This is a genomic window from Synechococcus sp. CC9616 (assembly GCF_000515235.1).
Classification (GTDB): Bacteria; Cyanobacteriota; Cyanobacteriia; order PCC-6307; family Cyanobiaceae; genus Parasynechococcus.
Genome location: NZ_KI911558.1, coordinates 1470148 through 1489921 on the forward strand (window position 1 = coordinate 1470148; position 19774 = coordinate 1489921).

Here is a 19774-nt window from a genome sequence, read left to right on the forward strand (position 1 = left end):
GTGCCCTGGCGGCTCAACCTCTCCAGAGTGGCGCGATAGGAGGCTGCTGCGCCATAGATGGGTCGTGAGACGTCCTGAACGGAACAACTTCAGCACCCCGGTAGTAGTGCTGAAGAATCGAGCGGAAATCGGCTCCCTGCTCCGCCAGACCGTGGGCACCCCACTGACTCATGCCAACGCCATGGCCATAGCCCTGGCCGCGTACGAGCAGCTGATAGCCAGCCGTAGATCCGCGCTGGATCCTCATCGGCAGCAACGATGGTGCAGCCGATCGCAGCACCGGGGTGGTGGCAGCCCCCTTTAATGAGCCCTTCAAAGCCACCGACGTGGTGATCCGATCAATCCGGGAGCCAGCAGATGCTGACGCCGTTGCCGGTGGAGCAATCGCTGGAAGAGGCTGCAAACCAGGCAGCTCCTGATCGCTCACCATCTCAAAGTTCACCAGGGTGCTCTTGAGACCGAGCCGACGTCTCAGTTCCGGGCCTGTCAACAAAAGAACGCCACGGGGGCCAAGGATGCGCGCCTGACGAACCCGACCGCTGCCGCTGCGACTCAGCACCTCAACTGAATCAAGACCACCGGTTTCAGGGAGGCGTCGGCGAAGGCTGACGGCATCGAAACGCTCCTGCCAGCGATGCACAGGACTGTGCTGGTCGTGATCGGGAACACTGACCAAATACGGCAGCTGTTGGCGCCACACCATGGCGCTCGACTCCGTGACACCACCGGCGCTGCTGTGAAACACCGCATCGATCAGCCGTCCTCGATGCACCAACACAAGGGACCGTGTGCTCCGCACCGCTTCCCGGGTGCTGTCGGTTTCGGACTCCACGCCGCGATACACCTGACTGGCCACCGTGGCCTTCACATCCCAGCCCTTGCCACTGCCGCGCTGCCGGAGGGCGTAGGTCCGCGCCGCAACAGCCTGGGCCTGCAGAGCTGCCAGCGGCCACTGATGCGGCATCTCGCTGCCGACGACACTGGCGAGATAGGTCTCAACCCCCAGCTGATTCACAACCTGCAGCTGGCCGGCGTGCGCCTGAATCAGCAGGGTTCCCCGATAGCGGCGCTGACCAAGCCAGATGCCACGAGGGTCATCGTTCTCCACACGCACCACAGCACCTGGGGCGAGCCGGCGGTGATCCAGCTCCAGACGTTGCAAGCGCTGCTCGGCGCCGCTGAGACCACGCACCCGCATCGGCTCGCCACCATCCGCACGCAGCATCAGCCGGGGGGCCTGCTTGAGCAAGACCCGCATTTGCGGTTCTCTCAAGGCGGTGACGGCCACCCCCGGCAGCATCACCACGGCAGCGAAACCCGCAACAGCAGCGGCACCGAATAAAGGAGCGGAACGCACAGCGATGAACTCGACGCACCAGTGTGACGTGATCGCCACGGGTCAGCCAGGTGGCAGCATGAACACTGAGGGTCAGCGGCCGTGCAGGTCACTTTTCTCGGCACCAGCTCCGGCGTCCCCACTCGGGCCCGCAACGTTTCTGCGGTAGCGCTGCGTCTTCCGCAGCGGGCCGAGATGTGGCTGTTCGACTGCGGCGAAGGCACCCAGCACCAGTTCCTACGCAGTGATCTGCGGCTCTCCCAGTTGCGCCGGATCTTCATCACCCACATGCACGGCGACCATGTGTTCGGCCTCCCGGGCCTCTTGGCCAGCCTGGGACTCTCGGGCAACAGCAATGAGGGGATCGACCTCTACGGACCAGATCCCCTCGAAGGCTTTCTCCATGGGGCACTGCGCAACAGCTCCACCCGGATCGGCTACCCCCTGCAGGTTCATCGCAGCCGACCAGCCGCTGAGACAGGAACCCTGCTGTATGAGGACGATGAACTGCTGGTGCGCTGCACCCCACTCACTCATCGCGTCCCGGCCTATGCCTACCGGGTGGAACAGAAACCCCTGGCCGGACGCTTCGACGTGGCCAAAGCCAAGGACCTTGGCATTCCCCCCGGACCGATTTACGCCCAGCTGAAACGCGGCGAATCAGTCGAGCTGGACGACGGCCGCGTGATCGATGGTCGCGATCTGTGCGGGCCGGATCGCGACGGCGTGAGCATCGTGTATTGCACCGACACGGTGTTCAGCGAAGCGGCGGTCAATCTGGCGCGGGGGGCGGATCTGCTGATCCATGAATCCACCTTTGCCCACGAGGAAGCGGAGATGGCCTTTCAGAAGCAGCACTCGACAAGCACGATGGCGGCTCAGACCGCCGCAGAGGCCGGCGTCGGTCTCCTGGCACTCACCCACCTCAGTCCCCGCTATGCCCCAGGCAATTCGGTGACCGCTGACGACCTGCTGGCGGAAGCTCAGGCGATCTTTCCCAACACGGTTTTGGCCCGGGACTTCATGCAACTGGACGTGACGGCCCGCTGCAACAGTTCGTGATCCCGACGCGGAGGGTCACTCCCCCGTGATACAAGAGCTTGGTGCTGTGCACCCGTCAGATCCCGGCATCCTTTATGGACTCTTTCCTTTCCCTTCTGCGACGGTCCCTGATGGGGCTGCTGATCCTGGTGCCGGTAACCATCGGCCTGGCGTTCACCAGTCCTGCCGAAGCCGCCCGATGGGATGCGGAGACCCTCACGGTCCCCAACAATCCAGACGGTGTCCAGGTCACCTTTTCAGAGCAAGAAATCAATACCGGTCGCAAGGTCTTCAACACCAGCTGCGGAACGTGTCACGCCGGGGGCATCACCAAAACGAACCAGAACGTCGGCCTCGATCCTGAAACCCTCGCTCTGGCGACACCGCCGAGGGACAACGTCGACGCGCTGGTGGATTACATGAAGGATCCAACCTCCTACGACGGCGAATACAGCATCTCGGAGCTGCACCCCAGCATCCGCAGCGCTGAGCTGTATCCCGCCATGCGCGATCTCACCGATGAAGACCTGCGCTTGATGGCTGGCTACATCCTTGTAGCTCCAAGAGTCCAGGGCACCGCCTGGGGCGGCGGCAAGATCTACTTCTGATTCCCGGCGGCGGGCAACACGTCCGTTTCCTGCGATGGAGGCATGCCGTTGTCTTCCTCCATAGATCGGGGATGGCGGCTGTACCACCACTCCTGAAATTCTCTGGCGAATTGCTGAGAGAAGAGGGTCAACACGGTGGATGTTGGCCTTGATCCAGGCTGAAGCAGTTCCACCGCATAGGAGGGGGATCGACGTGCTGCCAGGTCGGGCACGAAACGTCGGCCCACCCGACGCCAGCTGGGTTCTTTACTGCGCCAGGCCAACCTGCAACAGGGCCAGGGCAATTCCTCACGATCGAACAGGCGACAGCAGGGCCCCAGCACTCTGAAGCTGTATTGGCCCCCAGGGCTGGTATGGATGCTGCCGGCGGCCAGCAGAGCATCAACGACAGGACGGCTCACGGCTGGCGGAAGGTGAACGTGACTATGGAAGACGGACAGCCAATAAAAAACCACCCCGAAGGGTGGTGCTGCCGGGGGGAGACGCAGCTGAGCGAACTACCCCGGATGGCAAGAACTCAATAGAGCTCTTCTTCAGCGTGCGTCTTGATTGTGCAATCGGAGGTGGGGTAGGCCACGCAGGTGAGCACGAAACCGGCTTCGATCTGGTCGTCATCCAGGAAGCTCTGGTCGGACTGATCAACAGTTCCAGCGGTGATCTTGCCGGCGCAGGTGGAGCAGGCTCCAGCGCGACAGGAATAGGGGAGGTCGATGCCCTGCTCTTCAGCGGCATCGAGGATGTACTGGTCGTCAGGCACTTCAATGGTCTTGTTCAGACCTTCGCTGTCGTTGACCAGGGTGACCTTGTAGGAAGCCATGGATGGTTGATTACGTACAGGTGCCCGGAATGCCGAGCCTGCAGGACTGGACTTGTCTACTTCAATCAGACCCCAATGCAGTCGGTTCACCAGCCAGTGCAGGCAAGGTCCAATCGGAGGGGGTGCACCGATAAGCTCAACTTATGCTCGAAGTGCTGCTGCGGCTGACCTCCAGCAATCCCCAGCGTCCCTGCTCCGCTTCCCTGATCACCCGCCAACCCAAATCGCTCAAGACCCGCTTCAAGCGTGGCGCCTGATCCACAAGCAGGCCACTGAGCAGGGCCCGCCCCTTTGAAGAAACCAGACGCTCAAAGCCCGGAGCGAGCGCCTCGATCACCGGCGCCAGGATGTTGCACAACAGCAGATCGACCTGGCGACCTTCAAGCAGCTGCAGAAGCTCATCCAGGGAACCCAGAACGACTCTCAGCCGCGCCGCCTCCCATTCGTTCAGGGCGCGATTGTCGGTTGTCGCTCGCACGGCCAAGGAATCGGTATCAGCACTGACCACGGCCTCAGCGCCGAGTCCGAGGGACGCCAGCCCCAGCACACCGCTGCCGCAGCCAAGGTCCGCCACCAGCTCACCGACCGGTGGCCTGGCCTCCAGAGCCTCCAGGCAGAGGCGCGTGGTGGGATGACTGCCGGTACCGAAGGCACTGCCTGGATCCATCCGGATCACCAGTCGCTCCCGGTGCTCCGGCGGTGCCTCCAGCCAGGCAGGCAGGATCAAGAATCGGGCCCCGACGGGATCTGGCTGCCAGTGCTGCTTCCAGCTCAGACTCCAGTCCTCATCAGCCACCTCATCCCATCGTCCCTCGGGGAATGCCATGCCGAAGGGCTTGGCCAAAGCGGCCAGGGTGAGGATCAGCTGACTGCGATCGGTGGACGACCATTCCGGCTGCGGCAGCCAAAGCAGCAATGTGACTTGATCGCGTTGCTCAGGAGCGTGCTGCAAAGCATGGCGATGGAGACCGAGGTCGCTCAGCTTCCATAACAGCGATTCCTCAAGCTCAGCGGGACAGGGCAGCGCCAGACGCCACCACATCAAAGCGTCACCGGATGCGCTTCCTGAATGCCTTCAACCGCCTTGATGGTGTCCAGAACAGTGCTCGGGACAGGGTCATCGATGCTCAGCATCATCACTGCATCGCCTCGAACGATGCGCCGCCCCACCTGCATTGATGCGATGTTGACGTTGTGCTCACCCAGCAGTGATCCCAGGTGCCCGATGATTCCGGGCATATCCCGGTGACGGGTGAACAGCATGTGGCGGCTGGGTGACACGTTCACCGGGAATTCATCGATGCTGGTGATGCGCAGCTCTCCATCGCTGAACACAGCTCCGGTCACGCTGTGACCGCCCTGAGCTCCGCGGGAGGTGAGTTGCAGGGAGCCACCGGCGAAATCCCGGCTCGATTCGTCCTTCACTTCCAGCACATTGATCCCGCGGGCTTTGGCTTCCAGAGAGGCATTCACGTAGTTGATGCTGTCCCCCAGGGCTGAACTCAGCATTCCCTTGAGCGCCGCAATCACCAGCGGCTGGGAGGGATGGTTGGCGAATTCACCCTGAAGACGAAGCTCCAGTTCCTGCACCTGACCGCCAGCCAGCTGACTGACCAGGAGGCCCAGCGTTTCCGACAGCTGCAGATGGGGCTTGAGCCGTTCCATGATCTCCGCGCTCAGGCCGGGAATATTCACGGCACTGCGGGCCGGCAGCCCGAGCAGGACATCGCGAATCTGTTCCGCCACATCGATGGCGACATTTTCCTGGGCCTCTTCGGTGGAGGCTCCGAGGTGGGGGGTCAGCACCAGGCCCCGTTCCACGGATCGCAGAGGTGAATCGGCAGCCAGTGGTTCGCTTGCGTATACATCCAAGCCGGCACCAGCGATGACGCCGTTGTCCACCGCTTCAGCCAGATCCGACTCGTCGACGATTCCCCCACGAGCACAGTTGACGATCCTGGCGGTCGATTTCATCGAGCGCAGCAGCTCGGCATTCACCAGGTTTTCGGTGTCAGGGGTGCGCGGGATATGGAGGGTGATGTAGTCGGCCGTCCGGAACAGCTCATCCAGCTGAGTGAGGCTGACCTGCATCTGCTTGGCGCGATCGGCGGCGATGAAAGGGTCGTAGGCGATCACCTGCATCCCCATGGCACGCGCCACACGGGCAACGTGGGAGCCGATCTTGCCGAGGCCGACCACGCCGAGGGTCTTTTTGTAGAGCTCGTTGCCGACGTATTTCTTTCGATCCCACTTTCCGTCTCGCATTCCCGCGTGGGCCTGCGGAACATGGCGAGACAGGGACAGCATCATGGCCAGCGCATGCTCTGCTGCCGCAATCGTGTTTCCCTCGGGTGAATTCACCACGAGCACGCCCCGCTGGGTAGCGGCGGGAACGTCAACGTTATCGACGCCGACTCCAGCTCGACCAATGATTTTGAGCTGGCTGGCGGCAGCGATCACATCGGCTGTGACCTGGGTACCCGATCGGATCATCAACCCGTCGTATTCGCCGATGATTCCGATCAGTTCTTCCGGGGAAAGACCGGTGCGCTGATCGACCTGAGCCACCTGGCTGAGGATGTCGATTCCGGCCTGGTCGATGGGATCGGAAACCAGAACTTTCGTCATGAAAGGGCGCAGCACTGCCGCGCCGAACTTTAGAGAGCAGACCAGGAGACCCCCCGCACTTCAGAGGACAGGGTTCAGAATTCAGGGGTCTGGTTGTGAGCGGATGGCGATCTGCGTGGTGGTTCTTTCCGATGCCGATGCGGCAGAGCGTTTGACGCAGTGGTTGAAGGACACCGACCTTCCCCTGATGCAGTGCCTCACCATTCCGCCCAACAGCGATGTCATCGACCAGGTGGAACTGCTGAGTCCCAACCTCACCCGGCAGCGACGACAGAAAGCGATGGCTCGCTGGCTGATGCCCTTCGGGTTTCTCGCCGGGCTGACCTTCACGAAAATCACCACACTCACAACCTTCGACAGCTTTGGACCATGGGGCCAGCCGGTGATCGGGGGCCTCCTGGGCATGGGCTCTGGCCTGATGGGCAGCTACGCCGCCGCTGCCAGCGTCAACTCCGAAAACGAAGACGGGGTTCGCATCCTCCGCAACCGACGGGAGGAAGGTCGCTGGCTGCTTCTGATGGAGACACCAAGCGGCATCGATCTCCCTTGGCAAACCGTGCAACGCAGTCGGCCGTTGCAGGTGGTTCGTCTGAGCGAGCAGTGAACCTGCCGCGCAACGAACTGCTGCGGGGGAGCGGTGATCCTCCGCGCTTCAGTGCCGTGATTGATCTCGCCGAACAGGTGCTGCGCACCTGGCAACAGGGCTGGACAGAGTTTCTCGATGCCCCCATCCAGCAGGAGGTTTTGACCAGGCTTGGAGGCCTGAGCGAGCTGCGTTGGCAGCGTCATGGTGGCCATCCAGGGGCGGAGCGATGCCGGCTGCTCTGTCAACGATCCGATAAGGAGGATGTTGATCAAGAGGATGTCGATCAGGAATCGTTGTCCATTCCAGTGCAGGGGCTGCTGGTCGAGGGAAATTTTCTGTTCGATCCACTCAGGCCGGAGGACCTGCGTCAGGCCCTGCAGGAGATGGGTGCCTCACCGGGAGAGCTTGGCGATCTCTGGGTACGCGGTGACCGAGGCGGCCAGGGATTGTGCAGCCTGGAGTGCGCACAAGCACTGAACGGCAGCATCGGCGCCGTGCGGGATGTGCCAATCCGCTGCGAAGCCGTGACCATCGATCAGCTGCAACTGCCCGCACAACGCATCGCAAGGGTGTTCGCAAGCGTGGAGGCTTCCTGCCGGCTGGATGCGATCGCCTCCGCTGGATTCGGGATTTCAAGGGCCAAAGTCTTGGCTCAAATCAAGTCCGGGCGTCTGCGCATGAACTGGGGAGCGATCCGGCAGGCCAGCCGCGAACTTGCTGTGGGCGATTCCCTCCAGCTGCAGGACCGTGGAACCGTTGAAGTGCTCTCTGTTTCACGCACCAAACGGGACCGCTGGCGAGTGGAGATGCGTCGATCGTGACACGACCACTGACTGCTACTCTCCATAACCGGTCAGAGATCGCACCGAAACGGAGCGAAGCTTGATCTGATCGGGCGATTAGCTCAGGGGTAGAGCACTACATTGACATTGTAGGAGTCACTGGTTCAAATCCAGTATCGCCCACTTCCCAATCAGGGATTGGTTTTTTGTGGATCGCGCGGTTGTCGTAGGGCTCGGTCGCTCCGGCATGGGCGCCGCCAAACTTCTTCACTCACAAGGCCTGCCAGTCAGCGTCATTGAACGCGGGGACGATCCACTGGTCGAAGAGCGGGCGGAACCACTCCGTCAACTGGGGATCGAAGTAGTCCTGGGCCTGCCGCTGCTGCCGGAGAGCTTCGATCGCTGGCGCGGAGCGCTGGACATGGTGGTGATCAGTCCTGGAATCGCCTGGGATCATCCAACCCTCGAAGCCCTGAGACATGAAGGAATCCAGGTGCTCGGGGAGATGGCCATCGCCTGGCGCGCCCTGACCCACATCCCCTGGTTCGGGATAACGGGCACCAACGGAAAAACCACCGTGACTCATCTGCTCAGCCATGTGCTCCAGTCCGCCGGTCTGAGCGCTCCCATGGGGGGAAACATGGGGATCTCAGCCGCTGAGATGGCGCTGCAGCTCAGGCAACCGGATGCCATTCTCCCCGACTGGCTGGTGATGGAGCTGAGCAGTTATCAGATCGAAGCAGCCACAGAAATCACTCCCCGCTTCGGCATCTGGACCACCCTGACGCCGGACCATCTCGAGCGTCACGGAACGGTGGACAACTACCGGGCGATCAAACGTGGATTGTTGGAACGCTCAGGACTGGCCATCTTCAATGCCGATGACCCCGATCTGCGCCGGCATCGCAACAGCTGGGACCGCGGCTTCTGGGTGAGTGCCGATGGGCCTGAGCCGGGTGGATGCCCCGCTGATCTCTGGATCGATGACGAGGGACTTGTCTGTGACCAGGGAGGCCCTCTGTTTTCCGCAAACGTCCTGGCGATGCCTGGACGTCACAACCGCCAGAATCTGCTGTTGGTTGCCGCTGCAGCCCGAATGATCGGTCTCAGCGGCAATCAGATCGCCTCGGGCCTGGCCAGCTTCCCTGGGGTTCCCCACCGTCTGGAGCGGATCGGATCTCGGAACGGTTGTTCGATGTTCAACGACAGCAAAGCCACCAACTACGCCGCCGCTGAAGTTGGCCTCAAAGCCATGGATGCACCTGTGGTCGTTCTCGCTGGCGGACAGACCAAGCGGGGAGATGCCGATGGCTGGCTGAAGCAGCTCCATGCCAAGGCCTGCTCCGTGGTGCTGTTCGGGAGCGGCGCCGATGAGCTTCACACCCTGATTGCTTCAAGCGGCTACGACGGCCCGCTGCATCGCTGTCCAGATCTAAGCCATGCGGTCCCTGTGGCACTCGATGAGGCCGATCGCCTTGGGGCCATCAGCCTGCTGCTCTCTCCGGCCTGCGCCAGCTTTGATCAATACAAGGATTTCGAAGCCCGAGGCGATCACTTCAGGGATCTGATTCAACACACGATCTGACACCTTTGGGCCGAATCGAGCAGGCTTTCAGCAAAACGATCTCGCCGGACCGATGATGGGTTGAATAACGCCACTTGTATCCACAGTCATGGCCTTCTGGCTGATGAAAAGCGAACCCGACGCATACGGGATCGATCAGCTGAGAGCCGAGGGGACAACCCTTTGGGATGGAATTCGTAACTACCAGGCTCGCAACTTCATGCGCAGCATGCAGCCCGGTGATCGAGCTTTTTTTTATCACTCCAATTGCAAACCACCTGGCATCGTCGGCCTCATGGAAGTGATCGAAACAGGCCTCATCGATCCCACTCAATTTGACCCGAACGCGAAATACTTCGACGCCAAGTCCCGAGAGGATGCGCCGCGATGGGATTGCGCTCGCCTGCGATTCCTCGGCGAGTTCAACACCATGCTCAGCCTTGACCAGCTCAGGGAGCTCTACAGCGTGGAGCAATTGCCCGTCACCAAGCGCGGCAACCGTCTCTCAATCCTGCCGGTCCCTGAGGAGACAGCCGGCGACTTACTGAACAGGCTTGGTGCACTCCACTGACACCGAAACCAAACGAAGGCATGAACGACTGCCGTTGCTGACCTTGTTACCGAGGTCATGGATGGCCTTCGGACGGGCGCCTTGGCGATGTGTTGGTTTGGCCGCCCTCGTTCTGATCAGTGGCGCAGGACTGGCCGTGATCGGACAGGACCTGCGTCAGTTCGACAACGCCTGGCTTGGGCGACTGGGCGATCTCACTGTTCTGCTCAGCCTGGTGCTTCCGCTCCTGCCGATGCTGGCTCTGCTTCAGCTGGCCGACAGCTTGCTGCCAGCCGGGGAGTCCTCCAGGCTCACGATGCCCTGGCGCTGGATCCTGCGTCAGAGCTTGGCGCTGCTGTTGCTTGAGGCTCTGGTGATGCTGGGAGGGATCGCAGCGATCCAGAGCCTCAGCTGGGCTCTTGGTCAGATCAGCACCACCCTGGCTGGCTTGTCGGTGATCCTCGGTGGCGCTCTGTTGCTGAGCTGGATGTTCAGCCAGGTGCTGGCGCTACCCCTGCTGATTCACCACCGCCACCGGGCCCTTCAGGCGATGGACCACAGCCGTCAGCTTGTGGGTGGCAATGCCCTCAAGGTGCTGGCTCTGCTCGGACTGATCACAGGACTCAACCTCCTGGGACTGATCGGGGCCAGCCTTGGCCTGCTGCTCAGCCTCCCCTTCAGCGCCCTGGTTCTGATGGCCTGCTGCCGCACTCAGACACCATGGAGGAGTGATTCACGTCGGAACATGTTGCCCACATAGACGCGGGTGATCTCTCTTGACTCAATGCCGTTCTGGACGAGGAATCCCGCCAGTGCCGCCTGAACCAGTCGGTATTGATCCCAATTGGGATGGCACTCAATGAACCGTGTCATCGCCTCCTGCAGGGGCGCTGGCATCTCCGCTTGAAAACTGATCAGACCATCCTCTGCGTGGGCATCTGAATCCGAACCTTTCTGCATCTCCTCGCTCTGGAACGCACACCAGTTCTCCACATGACAGAGACCACGTCAAGAGCGCCCCAAATCGGTGGTCCCCGACCTTCTCCAACTGAGATCGCAGTCGTAGCAAGCTTGCAACAGAACGGATGTGAGCTGTTGTCGAAACGGCTCATGCCGCTGCTGCCGCGTCAAGAGTGGACAACACATTCGAAGCGTTTTCCACAGCTCTCCAGCACAACGACGCTTAAGAGGACTCAGCCTGTGGAAACGATGTGCAAAGGCCTTGATTTCCCTGCGGAACAATCGACCGGCTGAAAACGATCAGGTTCCCTGATCAATCCTGCGAATCCAGAGCCGATCTCATTGCGGCGACGATGGCCATGGCAGCAGGAGATGGCCAGTGGCCTTCGACACCTCGCCCTTGGCTCCCCGTCAAAACCAGAGAGAGCTGCCAGTGATTCCGATCGCCCTCCAGGGACGCCCACCAGACACCACGCTCCATCTCAAGATCGATGGATTCTTCCTCCATCAGCTGGTCAGCGAGGGAACGATGTTGATCTTCAAGGGCGCTCAACAAGCCCACAAGATCTCTCCACTCAGGATCTGTGAGCTCGAAAGCCCAGGTCTCCCCTCCAATCAAACACTGGTAATCAGCTCGGTTCGGGTCCCGGGCAAAACGCCATCCAGGACCCTCCTGTTGGATCACCCAGGAAGCAAATCGGGCTGATCCTGTTCGTCACTCAGTTCAACGATCGCTCGCTGCACCGGCTTGACGCTGGATTCCTCCAGCAGCCCATCAAAATCATCGAACCGTCGCTGCTTGGCTCGGAAGGCGATCCGAACGGTGGTGAGATATCGATTGCTGGACTGTCGAATCAGGCTTTCACCACGCTTGGCCAGATCCTTGGAATCAATGCCGGCCGAGTTCATGGCTGATCGAGCAAAGGGGAATCCAACATCTTAAAGCTCTCCTTTCAAGCCAACTGATCACTGCGAAAAGGAACATGCATCGGATAGGTCCTCTGACGCTCTCCAGGGACTCTGAGAACGATCTGGCGACCCAGGCCGAGGGCTGCCAGTGGTAACCGCAGGTAGGCCAGCAGATCACTCACCTCCTCGAGGTGCGCCACATCCAGGCACTCGATGCGGATACTCCCCCAGCTGCGACGCATGCGACAGTCCCGAATTGGTTCCAGCAACTCCTCAAGACGAGGATCTTCCCGATAAAACGAGAAAATCAGTTGCTGCAGACGATCCATCCGAGCCAGTCCCCATAATCTCAACCTGACTTCAACGTGCCCACTGGCAGGGCTGGAACCGCGTGGGAGAAGAAAAGCTTCAACTTTCCGATTACAAAGGCACCCTGGCGATCGATCTAGGCAGCACGACCACCGTGGTGGCATTCCAGGGCGAACAGCAAGCCACGCCAGACCTTCTTGATCTTCCACCGATCAGCCGGCGTCCTGGAGAAATCCCCAGCCTGGTCTGGTCGGCGTCCGGACTGCCCCTCATCGGCCGCCAGGTAGTGGAAGCCGGATTGGCCGATCAGGAGGATCCGCGCCTTGCCAGGGATTTCAAACGGGAAATCGGAGCCTCCTCAGACGATCAACGGGCGCAACGAGCGGGCGAAGAGCTCATCAAACAGATCTGGTCCCGTTTGCCAGAGGATCTCAACGTGACCCGGCTGGTTCTCACGGCCCCCGTCGAGCGCTACCGCCGCTACCGCGATTGGCTGCTGCACGCTTGCTCCAACTTGCCTGTTGAGGACATCGCTTTGGTGGATGAGCCCACGGCTGCGGCCATGGGGGCCGGTCTTGCCCCTGGGTCGCGCTTGCTGGTGGTGGACCTGGGCGGCAGCACCCTGGACCTGGCTCTTGTTGCCCTGGAGGGCGGCCAGGGCCGGGCCGCGCCGATCGCCCAGCTCTTGCGCCTGGGAGGGCAATCCCTGGCGGAGACGAGTCGCCAGAAATTGCGCACGGCCAACGTTCTGGGCAAGGCGGGGATCCGCATCGGAGGCCGCGATATCGATCGCTGGATCGCCAAACGCTGTTGTCCTCAACTGACCAGCTCGCCGGCTCTTTTGGATGCGGCGGAACGACTCAAGTGCCGCTTAAGCGATCAAGCCCTGGCGGACAGAGACCTGATCAAGGAGTTGTGGGTCAACCCGGACGACGGCAGCCAGAAGAGTCTGGAGCTGACTCGCTCCGACCTGCATGATCTGCTGGAGCAGCAAGGTCTTGCGGAGGCCCTGGAACAGCTCCTGGAGACCACCCTCGCCGGAGGACGACGTCACAACTGTGACCTCTCAGACCTCGTTGGCGTGGTGGTGGTGGGAGGCGGGGCCCAGATGCCCTGGCTGCGGCAATGGCTAAAGCAGCACACCGCACCGGCCGCTCTGCTCACTCCACCGCCTGTGGAGGCGGTGGCTCTCGGCGCCCTGAAGCTGACACCAGGCGTCACGGTGAAGGATGTCCTCCATCACGGAGTCTCCTTGCGCGTGTGGGATCAGCGAGGTCAGTGCCATCGCTGGCATCCGCTCTTCGTGGCAGGACAGCCCTGGCCGAGTTCGGAGCCACTTGAGCTGCGGATGGCAGCGAGCTGTGAGGATCAGCAAGAGCTTGAACTGATGCTGGGCGAACCCTCGACAGAGGGTCGACACGATGTGGTTTACATCGACGGCTTACCGACCCTGCGTCGCCTCGATGCCGGTGAGGTGACCCATCAGGCCTGGACCGATAGCGTTGCGATTCTGCCGCTGGATCCTCCTGGACAGCCTGGCGAGGATTGCCTGCGACTGTTATTGCGCATCGATGAAGAGGCTCAGCTTGTTGCGGAGATCTCCGATCTCCGCACCGGTGACGACCTCAGCTCGCGCCCCCTCGGCACGGTTCGGTGACTGACATCCGCTGTGAAGGCCGTCCACCAGAGGTGGGGCATCGGCATCTGGATTTATAGAACTGTCTGAGAATTGATTCAACCCATTTGGCGCCGCGTCGCCTTCTGCTTCTCCGCCTCTGGCTTGTGGCCACGATCGGCGTTGTTGCGGCCATTGCCGGTTCAGCCTGGTGGTGGGAAAAACAGCTCCCTGGAAAGCTTCAGCAGGCTGCCCAGGAGGGTGATCTCGAAGCCTGTCTGAACTACGGCGAACAACTGTCGGCGTTGCGCTGGCTGGGATCAGGAGCTCCTGAGGAACAGGCATTGTGCCGACGCCAACAAGCCGAAATCCTCTGGAACGACGGCCAGAGTTCCGCAGCGCTCAAACTGCAGACCCAGCTGATCGAGTCCGGGCTTGGAAATGCTGAGAGTCAGCAGCAGGATCGCGACAAGCTGGCGCTCTGGCAGGAACAACTTCGCAACCGCGCCCTTGTGCTGTTCCGCGATGGAGACTTGGAGAAAGCGCTCGAGACTCTCTCCCCCTTGACGCCTGCCAGCTCACCAGGCAGCAGCGCCCTCAGTGACACGCTCAAGGAAACCTGGAACCGCAACCGTCTGAACCACGAGCGGATCAAGGAGCTGGTCGAAGCAGAGCGTTGGTGGGAAGCTCTCGACAGTCTCAATCGCCTGGACCATCCCTGGTGGCAACAGCAGGCCAAGAGTCAGCGTCAAACCGTTGAGACCGCCATTGCAGAGCTGCGTGCCACGGAGGAGCATCAGCAGCATGGGGAATCGGGTCCTGAAGTGATTGCAGGTCCAGAACTCGACACTGCCGTTCAGTCGTCACTGGATGCTGGGAACGACCCATGGGATGCCTTCCTTTCGGCCTGTGACCAGCTGGGGGGACGGGTGGTGGAAGACGGCCCTGAGAGTTTCTGCCGTCGCATAAGCGACGGCAGCCCGTGACAAAATGCCTGCACGGTTGATCTGGTTTTCATGCAGGCGGGTGACAAGGTGACGGTCGCGTCGTCGGTCGTGGTCTTCAACCACCCCGAACATCGAGGCCAGGCCTTCGATATGAAGGGGGCATCTGGTGAAGTGTTCAAGGTGCTTGATGAGTGGAAGGGACGACCAATCAGTCCCACGCTTCCGGTGATCGTGGCGTTCGGCCGCTACAAGGCGCATTTCCGCGCTGACGAGCTCACTCCCGCTGGTTGAGCCGTTTCAGGAACACGCCTTCCTCACCATCAACATCGCGCAGGCGCAGCTCGATTGATTCACTGCGCCTGGTCGGAACAACCCGGCCACAGAAATCAGGCTGGATCGGCAACTCGCGATGGCCGCGATCCACCAACGCCAACAACATCACCCGCTGAGCCCGTCCCCAGCTCTGCAACGCTTCCAGTGCTGCCCGAACTGTCCGGCCGGTGAAAATCACGTCATCCACCAGCACGACCTGCCGCTCTTCAACACTGTTGGGCAGGGTGGTCAACTGGGGCAGGCGTGTTCCGATGCGCTCCAGATCATCGCGATGAAAGGTTGGATCGATCGAACCCTGGGCGATGGCATGGCCGCTGAGGCGTTCGAGTTCCAAGGCCAAAACGCGAGACAGCTGGACCCCACGCGTGGGGATTCCCAGCAGCATCAGATTGCGGCTGTCATCGACCGTTTCAAGGACCTGCGTGGCTAGGCGAACAAGGGTGCGCCCCAATTCGCGATCGGACAGGATTTCGATCCGGTCGTCCTCAGACGGGGCACTCATGGTTCAGCGCAGTTGTGGTGATCTCCGGAAAGAAACGTTCCAGGGCAGATGGAGCGGTAAATTGATTCTGCATAAGTGCTAATGAACCGACGGTTGCGGTGAACGTAAACAGCAGCACTTCGAACGGTTCCAATCACTCCGGATCGACTGCGCCTGTCGTTCTCACCATCCTCGATGGATGGGGTCACCGAGATGCAAACGAGCACAACGCCATCCGTCAGGCTCAAACGCCGGTGATGGATGCTCTCTGGCACGCCTATCCCCACACCTTGATTGAGGCCAGTGGCGCGGAGGTTGGACTGCCTGATCAACAGATGGGCAACTCCGAGGTGGGGCATCTGACCATCGGCGCCGGTCGGATCATCCGTCAGGAGTTGGTGAGGATCAGTGATGCCGTGGTGAACGGCCAGCTGATCCAGACCCCAGCCCTCACAACCCTTGTGGAGCGAGTGAATGCCCGCGGTGGGCGGTTACATCTGCTGGGCCTCTGCTCCGACGGGGGCGTTCACAGCCACGTAAACCATCTCTGTGGTCTGATCCACTGGGCGAAGCAGCTCGGGGTCGCGCATCTGGCGATCCATGCGATCACGGACGGACGCGACACGCCGACACAAAGCGCATCAGAATTTCTCAATCAGGTCGAGACCACCATCGCTGAAGCCGGCATCGGCGAAATCGCGAGCCTGTGTGGTCGCTACTGGGCCATGGACCGGGACAAGCGCTGGGAACGCGTCGAAAAGGCCTACGACCTTTACACCGACCCACAGATTCCGATCAGCGATCTCAACCCTGGCGAGGCCCTTGCAGCCAGTTACGCCAGCGGAGTCACCGACGAATTTCTAGAGCCCGTGCGCTTCAGCTCCACGGTGATGCAGGACGGTGATGGCGTTCTGATGTTCAACTTCCGCCCGGATCGGGCCCGGCAGATTATTCAGGCGCTCTGCCTGGAGCAATTCGAAGGCTTCCCAAGACGACACACCCCAGATCTCGACGTTGTCACCTTCACCCAGGTGGAACAGAACCTGCCCGTCGACGTGGCCTTCCCACCAGAACCGCTCGATCACTTGCTCGGGCAGGTGGTGTCCGAAGCGGGCCTACGTCAGTACCGCACAGCGGAAACAGAGAAGTACCCGCATGTGACCTACTTCCTGAATGGTGGCATCGAGCAACCGCTGGCCGGAGAGGATCGTCACCTGGTGCCGTCGCCACGCGTCGCCACCTATGACCTCTCACCAGCCATGTCGGCCAGTCAGCTAACCGACAGCTGCATCGACGCAATCAGGAAAGGCATCTATTCCCTGATCGTGATCAATTACGCCAATCCCGACATGGTGGGGCACACCGGCGTGATGGATGCCGCAACAGAGGCCATCAGCACGGTTGATGCCTGCATCGGCCGTCTTCTCGATGCCGTCGGACGCCAGGGTGGGACCTTGCTGATCACAGCCGATCACGGCAACGCCGAACTGATGCAAGGATCTGATGGACAAGCCTGGACCGCGCACACCACCAACCCTGTTCCTGTGATCCTGATCGAGGGAGAGCGACGCAAACTGCCAAACCACGGCAATGCCATTTCCTTGCGCAGCAATGGAGGACTGGCAGACATTGCCCCGACCCTCCTCGAAATCCTTGATCTCAAAAAACCAGACGCCATGACAGGTTCCAGCCTGATCGAACCGATGCCTAGCGTCGACAACACGCCCCTATCCGCTCGCCTTCCCCTCTCCGTCTGATCCAATGCTGACCATCGTTCTTTCTTGGGTCTGGGTTGCCAGTGGCATGATCCTTATTCTGCTTGTGCTGCTGCACAGCCCTAAAGGGGGTGGCATGGGGGGCCTTGCTGCCAGCGGCAGTTCCATGTTCAGCAGCGCCAGCAGCGCGGAGGCGACCTTGAACCGTTTGACCTGGACCTGCTTGGCCGTCTTTCTTAGCCTTGCTGTGATTTTGAGTGCCGGCTGGCTGAGCTGAGTTAATTTCAGAGCCTGAACAAGGAGATCATGTTGAATTGATGTTTGATAACGGCAAATTTTTTATTCTTGGAGTCGGAGCTCAGAAGGCAGGAACAACATGGCTTGCAAACCAGCTGGAGAAAGCAAGTTTTTTCAGCAACGGAGGAATCAAAGAATTCCATGTTTTCAACAAACTATTCACCCAAAACAAGACAACCAACAACAAATTTAAAATTGCCAAAAAAGCCAATATCAATAGACACATCAAGCGCCGACTCAAGCAAGACAAGGATCTTCTTATCAGTCAAAAAGTGCTGATGAGGCTCTCGCCAGCGGCCTATTTCGACTTTTTTGACTATCTCTACCTCAGGCAGCCAGACGTGTCGCATGTTGGTGATATCACACCCGCATACTCAACATTATCGATTGACAGATTCTCATTAATTCGCGACGGCCTTATAGAGAAAAAGTTTCACCCCAAGATCATCTTCTTGATGCGCGACCCGGTTGAGCGCGTCTGGTCGCAGCTGAGAATGAACAATCGCTTCAAATTTGAGCGCACGAAAGTAAAAGCAACACCCCAAGAAGAGTTCAAAAAACTTCAAAATTTCTACAAATCAAAGTCCTGCATCAACAGAACTCAATACGAAATCATTTCAAGAAAGCTGGAGAGCGTCTTCAATCCTGAGGAAATTTATTACGGATTTTATGAAACACTGTTTACAAAAGCTGAGATCAATCGGCTGACCAATTTTCTCGAATGCCCTGCAATATCGCCGGAGTTTGGTGAAGTTGTTCACGCATCACCAAAATCCAATGTTGAACTCGAAGGCTTGAACGAAGTCCTTCAGGAGATTCGCGAGTTCTACGCGCCCACCTACACCTGGGCGCGTAGAAGATTTAATGACTCCTTACCAAAGTCCTGGGTCACATGAACTCATAATTTTCTGCATGGCTACGATCAAGATCCAAACGAAGCAAAAACAAAAAAATCTAAAAGACAGACTCAGATTAGAAAACAATTTTCACTACAAACTTATCGCGACCTGCGACTCACAAACTAATTATAAAAAGATATAGGGTAACAACAATCACCAGGCTACTTAATAAAATTAGAGACATTAAATCAACCCCTTTGGCCTGACTAGGCAGATTTTTCAGGCGCACGCTCGCCATAAACGGTCGGCTGACAAAAAAGGAGTGCCCCTAACATTGAACAGAAAAAGCGAAATCCATACCAAATGATCTAAGATCCTCTAAGTAAAGTCCGCCTCATGCGAGAAAACAAGAAGCTAAATATCAAACTTATTGCCATTGCAAAAAATGAAGCCCCTTATATCGCCCCATGGGTTTTTCACCATTTTCGGATAGGCATAGATAGCATCGAGATTTACATTAATAATACAGACGATAATAGCGTAAAAATATGCAAAGGCATCAGAAAAGTCGAGCCCAGATTCAATTTTGTAAGAGCTGATAAAATTTTTAAAAAATCTCTTGCAAAAAAGCGTTCTTTTCAAATCACGGCATACAACAGGGCGTTGAAAAAAGCTCAAAAATCCAAAGAGTCCATCACTCATTTACTTATTCTTGATTTAGATGAATATCTGACACAAAGAAATCTAGACGGGAATTTCAAGAAGTTTTTACGGCGATCCCTAGATTCCGATGTAGTTTCATTTTTGTGGTACTCAGACGACTTTGGAAACAGAAAAAAAGCATTTGGAAATATTTTCGATAATCCTACAACTCTCTACAGGATGGATCACGTAAAGTCAATTGTAAAAATTAGCCCTAAATTAAAGTCTTGCAGCCACCATAATTTCATATTCGAAGATCAAAGCAATCCCAAAAATACATTTTCTTCTTTGCGCAAAGTTCAACTAAGCGATGGGGACAATTCATCCTTTAATAGATGTAAAATCAACAAAGACTTCCTCGACAGACTCAACCCAAAAACTCCTGAGAAATGGTTTGTATTGCATCAAATATATCGATCAGAGCCTGAATATCTTGCCTCACTATGCAGAGGGAGGAAGCACAATAATGATAATAGCCTCCTAAAAGTTAATCGCTGGGGACGGCAACCATATCCATACTACAAATCAAAGAGCTTAAGAATACGGATACAGCCAAAGAAATTAGAAGCGTACAATCATGACTTCCGGCAATTTACAAAAAAAACTAAAATGAAAAGAAAACTGAGGCGTGCACAGAGAATGGTTCTCGCAACCGCAAAACATCTTGATCAGCTCATCAAAGAAGATTTAACAATAATATCTACATATAAAAATATTTTTAGCGGCACAATATATGATAATTAATGCGTAATCGC

24 protein-coding genes and 1 tRNA gene are annotated in these 19774 nt (G+C 58.4%); 15 read left to right on the forward strand and 10 right to left on the reverse strand.

Going from position 1 to position 19774, the window contains the following annotated elements; genetic code table 11:
- Nucleotides 1–13 precede the first annotated feature (13 nt).
- On the reverse strand, nt 14–1300 hold the full coding sequence (locus SYN9616_RS0108650; protein ID WP_084218397.1) for a SpoIID/LytB domain-containing protein: 1287 nt from the start codon (nt 1298–1300) through the stop codon (nt 14–16).
- Between the two features lie 138 nt (nt 1301–1438).
- Here SYN9616_RS0108650 and rnz point away from each other — a divergent pair, with 138 nt between their 5' ends.
- A complete protein-coding gene (gene rnz / locus SYN9616_RS0108655) occupies nt 1439–2398 on the forward strand; it encodes a ribonuclease Z (protein ID WP_028952729.1) in 960 nt (319 codons plus the stop codon).
- Between the two features lie 74 nt (nt 2399–2472).
- Entirely contained in the window at nt 2473–2985 is a 513-nt protein-coding gene (psbV, locus tag SYN9616_RS0108660; protein WP_028952730.1) for a photosystem II cytochrome c-550, read from the forward strand.
- Here psbV and SYN9616_RS0108665 read toward each other — a convergent pair.
- From SYN9616_RS0108665 to serA, 4 genes are all read right to left on the reverse strand, one after another.
- Entirely contained in the window at nt 2976–3386 is a 411-nt protein-coding gene (locus tag SYN9616_RS0108665; protein ID WP_028952731.1) for a hypothetical protein, read from the reverse strand. The genes psbV and SYN9616_RS0108665 overlap by 10 nt on opposite strands.
- Before the next feature lie 116 nt (nt 3387–3502).
- Entirely contained in the window at nt 3503–3802 is a 300-nt protein-coding gene (locus tag SYN9616_RS0108670) for a ferredoxin (protein WP_028952732.1), read from the reverse strand.
- Between the two features lie 136 nt (nt 3803–3938).
- Complete coding sequence (gene prmA, locus SYN9616_RS0108675) at nt 3939–4844, reverse strand: 50S ribosomal protein L11 methyltransferase (RefSeq protein WP_028952733.1); 906 nt, start codon at nt 4842–4844, stop codon at nt 3939–3941.
- The gene (gene serA, locus SYN9616_RS0108680) at nt 4844–6430 is read right to left on the reverse strand and encodes a phosphoglycerate dehydrogenase (RefSeq protein ID WP_028952734.1); all 1587 of its coding nucleotides are present in this window, start codon (nt 6428–6430) and stop codon (nt 4844–4846) included. Before serA ends, prmA begins: the two co-directional genes overlap by 1 nt.
- 103 nt (nt 6431–6533) lie before the next feature.
- Between serA and SYN9616_RS0108685 the strand changes: the two genes are divergently transcribed.
- The 6 genes from SYN9616_RS0108685 to SYN9616_RS0108710 all read left to right on the forward strand — a co-directional run bounded on the left by SYN9616_RS0108685 (nt 6534) and on the right by SYN9616_RS0108710 (nt 10672).
- Nucleotides 6534–7034, forward strand: a complete 501-nt coding sequence (locus SYN9616_RS0108685; protein WP_028952735.1) for a hypothetical protein — start codon at nt 6534–6536, stop codon at nt 7032–7034.
- Nucleotides 7031–7837: a photosystem II S4 domain protein gene (locus SYN9616_RS0108690; protein ID WP_028952736.1), complete on the forward strand. Its 807-nt coding sequence runs from the start codon at nt 7031–7033 to the stop codon at nt 7835–7837. Before SYN9616_RS0108685 ends, SYN9616_RS0108690 begins: the two co-directional genes overlap by 4 nt.
- 72 nt (nt 7838–7909) lie before the next feature.
- Nucleotides 7910–7981 (forward strand) — tRNA-Val (locus SYN9616_RS0108695).
- Nucleotides 7982–8006: 25 nt separating this feature from the next.
- The gene (gene murD, locus SYN9616_RS0108700) at nt 8007–9383 is read left to right on the forward strand and encodes a UDP-N-acetylmuramoyl-L-alanine--D-glutamate ligase (protein ID WP_028952737.1); all 1377 of its coding nucleotides are present in this window, start codon (nt 8007–8009) and stop codon (nt 9381–9383) included.
- Between the two features lie 88 nt (nt 9384–9471).
- Nucleotides 9472–9933: an EVE domain-containing protein gene (locus SYN9616_RS0108705; RefSeq protein WP_028952738.1), complete on the forward strand. Its 462-nt coding sequence runs from the start codon at nt 9472–9474 to the stop codon at nt 9931–9933.
- A complete protein-coding gene (locus SYN9616_RS0108710) occupies nt 9917–10672 on the forward strand; it encodes a hypothetical protein (RefSeq protein WP_369791928.1) in 756 nt (251 codons plus the stop codon). The genes SYN9616_RS0108705 and SYN9616_RS0108710 overlap by 17 nt, the downstream gene beginning before the upstream one ends.
- Here SYN9616_RS0108710 and SYN9616_RS16515 read toward each other — a convergent pair.
- The 4 genes from SYN9616_RS16515 to SYN9616_RS0108730 form a co-directional block, all read right to left on the reverse strand.
- Nucleotides 10624–10872: a DUF2811 domain-containing protein gene (locus tag SYN9616_RS16515; protein ID WP_071991510.1), complete on the reverse strand. Its 249-nt coding sequence runs from the start codon at nt 10870–10872 to the stop codon at nt 10624–10626. The two genes, SYN9616_RS0108710 and SYN9616_RS16515, sit on opposite strands and share 49 nt — an antisense overlap.
- A 313-nt stretch (nt 10873–11185) precedes the next feature.
- Nucleotides 11186–11557 carry a DUF1818 family protein gene (locus SYN9616_RS0108720; RefSeq protein ID WP_028952740.1) on the reverse strand — a complete coding sequence of 124 codons (372 nt, stop codon included), beginning with the start codon at nt 11555–11557 and terminating at the stop codon, nt 11186–11188.
- On the reverse strand, nt 11554–11781 hold the full coding sequence (locus SYN9616_RS0108725; protein WP_028952741.1) for a DNA-directed RNA polymerase subunit omega: 228 nt from the start codon (nt 11779–11781) through the stop codon (nt 11554–11556). The genes SYN9616_RS0108720 and SYN9616_RS0108725 overlap by 4 nt, the downstream gene beginning before the upstream one ends.
- A 44-nt stretch (nt 11782–11825) precedes the next feature.
- Entirely contained in the window at nt 11826–12110 is a 285-nt protein-coding gene (locus SYN9616_RS0108730; RefSeq protein WP_028952742.1) for a hypothetical protein, read from the reverse strand.
- A 62-nt stretch (nt 12111–12172) separates the two neighbouring features.
- Between SYN9616_RS0108730 and SYN9616_RS0108735 the strand changes: the two genes are divergently transcribed.
- The 3 genes from SYN9616_RS0108735 to SYN9616_RS0108745 all read left to right on the forward strand — a co-directional run bounded on the left by SYN9616_RS0108735 (nt 12173) and on the right by SYN9616_RS0108745 (nt 14943).
- Entirely contained in the window at nt 12173–13747 is a 1575-nt protein-coding gene (locus tag SYN9616_RS0108735) for an Hsp70 family protein (protein ID WP_028952743.1), read from the forward strand.
- A gap of 86 nt (nt 13748–13833) precedes the next feature.
- Complete coding sequence (locus SYN9616_RS0108740; protein WP_028952744.1) at nt 13834–14691, forward strand: hypothetical protein; 858 nt, start codon at nt 13834–13836, stop codon at nt 14689–14691.
- A gap of 30 nt (nt 14692–14721) precedes the next feature.
- Nucleotides 14722–14943 carry a ferredoxin-thioredoxin reductase variable chain gene (locus tag SYN9616_RS0108745; protein ID WP_028952745.1) on the forward strand — a complete coding sequence of 74 codons (222 nt, stop codon included), beginning with the start codon at nt 14722–14724 and terminating at the stop codon, nt 14941–14943.
- On the opposite strand, the gene pyrR is transcribed toward SYN9616_RS0108745, so the two are convergent.
- Nucleotides 14927–15487, reverse strand: a complete 561-nt coding sequence (pyrR, locus tag SYN9616_RS0108750) for a bifunctional pyr operon transcriptional regulator/uracil phosphoribosyltransferase PyrR (RefSeq protein WP_028952746.1) — start codon at nt 15485–15487, stop codon at nt 14927–14929. The two genes, SYN9616_RS0108745 and pyrR, sit on opposite strands and share 17 nt — an antisense overlap.
- A gap of 98 nt (nt 15488–15585) precedes the next feature.
- On the opposite strand from pyrR, the gene gpmI reads away from it, so the two are divergent.
- The 4 genes from gpmI (at nt 15586) to SYN9616_RS0108775 (ending at nt 19763) form a co-directional block, all read left to right on the forward strand.
- Nucleotides 15586–17223, forward strand: coding sequence for a 2,3-bisphosphoglycerate-independent phosphoglycerate mutase (gene gpmI, locus SYN9616_RS0108755; RefSeq protein ID WP_028952747.1), 1638 nt, complete (start codon nt 15586–15588; stop codon nt 17221–17223).
- A 4-nt stretch (nt 17224–17227) separates the two neighbouring features.
- The gene (gene secG, locus SYN9616_RS0108760; RefSeq protein ID WP_028952748.1) at nt 17228–17458 is read left to right on the forward strand and encodes a preprotein translocase subunit SecG; all 231 of its coding nucleotides are present in this window, start codon (nt 17228–17230) and stop codon (nt 17456–17458) included.
- 40 nt (nt 17459–17498) lie between these two features.
- A complete protein-coding gene (locus SYN9616_RS0108765) occupies nt 17499–18374 on the forward strand; it encodes a sulfotransferase domain-containing protein (RefSeq protein WP_028952749.1) in 876 nt (291 codons plus the stop codon).
- Nucleotides 18375–18713: 339 nt separating this feature from the next.
- The gene (locus SYN9616_RS0108775) at nt 18714–19763 is read left to right on the forward strand and encodes a glycosyltransferase family 2 protein (protein ID WP_028952750.1); all 1050 of its coding nucleotides are present in this window, start codon (nt 18714–18716) and stop codon (nt 19761–19763) included.
- The last annotated feature ends 11 nt before the right edge of the window (nt 19764–19774 follow it).